The 3,475-nt window shown below is 56.1% G+C and carries 5 protein-coding genes; all 5 read right to left on the bottom strand.

Annotation, left to right across the window (positions count from 1 at the left end):
• The coding region (locus FT726_RS26460; RefSeq protein WP_346303767.1) for an RsfS/YbeB/iojap family protein at positions 1-162 on the bottom strand (162 nt) is incomplete at its 3' end.
• A gap of 91 nt (positions 163-253) precedes the next feature.
• Positions 254-898 carry a nicotinate-nucleotide adenylyltransferase gene (nadD, locus tag FT726_RS26455; RefSeq protein WP_346303766.1) on the bottom strand — a complete coding sequence of 215 codons (645 nt, stop codon included), beginning with the start codon at positions 896-898 and terminating at the stop codon, positions 254-256.
• On the bottom strand, positions 891-1,922 hold the full coding sequence (gene holA / locus FT726_RS26450) for a DNA polymerase III subunit delta (protein WP_346303765.1): 1,032 nt from the start codon (positions 1,920-1,922) through the stop codon (positions 891-893). Before holA ends, nadD begins: the two co-directional genes overlap by 8 nt.
• Complete coding sequence (lptE, locus tag FT726_RS26445; protein ID WP_200573146.1) at positions 1,919-2,518, bottom strand: LPS assembly lipoprotein LptE; 600 nt, start codon at positions 2,516-2,518, stop codon at positions 1,919-1,921. The genes holA and lptE overlap by 4 nt, the downstream gene beginning before the upstream one ends.
• A 14-nt stretch (positions 2,519-2,532) precedes the next feature.
• Positions 2,533-3,475 (bottom strand): class I tRNA ligase family protein (locus tag FT726_RS26440; RefSeq protein WP_346303764.1); only part of this gene is annotated, 943 nt, incomplete at its 5' end.

Genomic DNA, 3,475 nt, shown 5'->3' with positions numbered 1-3,475 from the left:
GTCATCGGCGATCGAAACGACGTGACGCGTCGACGTGCCGGTGCAGATGATCATGCAATCGGTGATGCTCGATTTGCCCTGCACATCAACAGCAATGATGTCCTGGCCTTTAATATCGTCAATCTTATCAATAACGAAATCTTGGAGTGCTTTACCTTGCAAAAGGTTCCCCTTAAAAACAGGTGATTACGAGAAGGCTGAATGCCCGGAAAACATAGCCTAAAATGAAGCGGCGCAGTATAGCACGCAACGATCAACCGCGATATAAGCCAGCGCGATCGATGTAGTCGATAACCGCATCGGGCAGCAGATCGGTGCAGGATTGCCCCAGGTGACGACGCTGGCGTATTTCCGTGGCGGAGATGTCAAACAGCGGCGTTTCAGCCAGCCAGATATGGCCTGCCGGTGCTTGATGCAACTGTTCTGCGCGCTGTGCACGATGCGCATCCAGCCACTGCTGCATCTCAGGCGTTTCCATCTGCGTTGCATAGCCCGGTCGCTGGCATACCAACAGATGGCACAGAGAGAGGAGATCCTGCCAGCGATGCCATTTGGCTAACGTTAGCAGAGAATCTTGTCCGATGATAAACCCGAGGGGCTGTTCTGCACCGCGTTCCGCACGGAGTGCTTCAAGGGTTGCGACCGTCCATGATGGCGTATCCCGTTCCAGCTCGCGCGTATCAATATCAAACAGGGGTCGGGTCGCAATCGCGCAGCGCAGCATTTCCACGCGCTGTCGGGCACTGGCTTCAGGCTGTGGCCGATGCGGTGGCACGTTGTTGGGGAGTAGCGTGACCTTTTTCAGCCCTACCTGTTGCGCCAGCGCTTCCACCGGGCGCAGATGGCCAAAGTGGATAGGATCGAAGGTGCCGCCAAACAGCGCGTAAAGTTTAGACATCCGTAAAGCTTAGGGGAAAATCGCGGTGACACAGCAGCAGCGACAACGTTTCAAGCTGCGGCCAGAGGTTTTGACCGTAATCCTGCTTCATGGTCAGCTCCAGTTCGGCGAGCAAATGCACGGCGCGTTGCAGACGACGTGCATCAAGGCGTTGCAGCGCATCGGTAAACAGCGCGCGACGGTTCTGCCAGATGCGTTGTTGATCCATCAGCGCTCGCAGACCCTGTTTACCCTGATTGCGCTGCAAATGCAGCAGCGTCAGTAAATCACGTTGCAGAGAACGCAGTAAAATCACCGCTTCAGCATCCTCTTTTTCCAGCTGATGCAGGATATGCAGGGCGCGCTTACTTTTGCCCGCCAGCAGGGCATCAACCCAGTGGAAAGGGGTAAAGTGCGCAGCGTCATTCACCGCGTCCTCTACCCGGGGCAGGGTGAGCTTGCCATCCGGCCACAGCAGTGACAGGCGTTCCAGCGCCTGCGCCAGCGCCAGCAGGTTGCCTTCATAGCAGTAGCACAGCAGTTGAATAGCCTGATCATCAACACTTAACTTCATGGCTTTGGCGCGGCTCGCGACCCAGCGCGGCAGCTGCGCTTGTTCGGGCGTCTGGCAGGGAACCAGCACGGCATGGGTGCTCAGCGCTTTAAACCAGGCGCTGTTTTCCTGCGCTTTGGTCAGTTTTGCCATGCGCAGCACCAGCAGGATATCGCTGTGCAGCAGGCTGGCGAGTTTAACCAGTTGCTCGGCCATCGCTGCATTGGCACCGTTTTCTGGCAGTTGCAGCGTTAAGGTCTGGCGTTGAGTGAACAGGCTGAGTGCCTGACAGCTGGCAAAGATCGCATCCCAGTCGGTTTGCGCATCAAGAGTGACACTGAAGTGTTCTTCAAAGCCTTGAGAAGAGGAGGCCGCGCGAATGGCATCGGCACTTTCCTGAATCAGCAGCGGTTCATTGCCGGTCAGAAAATAACAGGCGCGCAGCCCCTCACGAAGCTGCGCGCTCAGTTGTTCAGGATAAATCCTGATCATTGCAGACTGGTTGCTGACGAAGAGGGCACTTCTGGTGAATTCTCACCTGGTGCGATGATCTCCGGCTTTGGCAACGTGTCTTTGTTGCTTTCCTGCGCGGCATGAACCGTTAACAGTTTACGCACCAATTGCTCGGAAGCACGCTGGCGCATCTCCTGCACGATCATGTCCTGCTCGGCATCCTTCGCCAGTGCGGCATTCGGGTTGTCGAAGAAAGAACGGTACACGGTAGTGCTGATCGGATAGATGCCTTTGCCCGGAATCAGAACCTGCGCGGTCACTGTCATCACCAGTGAATACTCAGCAGTGGTACCGCTGATAAACACCGATGCAGTATCACGTCCCTGCATCTCTGCACCTAAGCGCAGAGTGGGATATTTGGCACTGGCCTTTTTGCTGTCATCAACAATAGTGACATCATTGATGCGCAGCTGCTGGCGCACGGTGCGCGCCAGTGGGCCATACGGGTCGCCACTCTGGACGATCAGCGTTTTCATCTCGGTTGGCACCATGGTGGTGCCGCGCGGGTGAAAACCACAGCCTGCGGTGATCATCACCGCAAGCAGGACAAACAGCCTGATAATCAGTTGTCGCACAGTTCCTCCTGAACTTAACCTACGACCAGGTTAAGCAGTTTGCCAGGGACATAAATCACTTTACGAAGTGTGACGCCTTCCAGATATTTCGCCACAATGTGCTCCTGCGCAGCACGCGCCTGAACCTGCTCCTGCGTAGCATCCGGCGCAACGGTAATCTTGCCGCGCACTTTGCCATTCACCTGTACAACGACCAGCAATGAATCTTCCACCATCGCGGATTCATCCGCAACCGGCCAGCTGGCTTCATCGACACTACCTTCTCCGCCCAGCGCCTGCCACAGAACATAGCTGGCGTGCGGCGTGAACGGATAGAGCAGACGAACAACCGCCACCAGCGCTTCCTGCATCAGTGCGCGATCTTGATCGCTCTCCTGCGGGGCACGAGTCAGCTTGTTCATCAACTCCATGATGGCAGCGATAGCGGTGTTGAACGTCTGGCGACGACCCACGTCATCGGCCACCTTGGCGATGGTTTTGTGCAGATCGCGACGCAGCGCTTTCTGATCGTCGTTCAGTGCATTGAGGTCCAGCGCCACGGTGGCACCTTTCGCCACGTGTTCGTAGGCCAGTTTCCACACGCGCTTCAGGAAGCGGTTCGCACCTTCTACACCCGATTCCTGCCATTCCAGCGTCATTTCTGCTGGTGAAGCAAACATCATGAACAGACGCACGGTATCGGCACCGTAACGTTCAACCATCAACTGTGGATCGATGCCGTTGTTTTTCGACTTGGACATCTTGCTCATGCCGGCATAAATCACTTCGCGGCCTGCGTTGTCGACAGCCTTAACAATACGACCTTTTTCATCGCGCTCAACGCTAACATCAACCGGAGAAACCCAGTTACGCTCGCCGTTCGCGCCGGTGTAATAGAACGCATCGGCCAGAACCATACCCTGACACAGCAGACGTTTGGCTGGCTCATCAGAGTTCACCAGGCCCGCGTCACGCAGC

Source organism: Pantoea sp. Morm (assembly GCF_016643525.1).
Lineage (GTDB): Bacteria > Pseudomonadota > Gammaproteobacteria > Enterobacterales > Enterobacteriaceae > Pantoea > Pantoea dispersa.
Note: the sequence above shows the minus strand (reverse complement) of the source record. Positions and strands in the feature narration are given on the sequence as shown.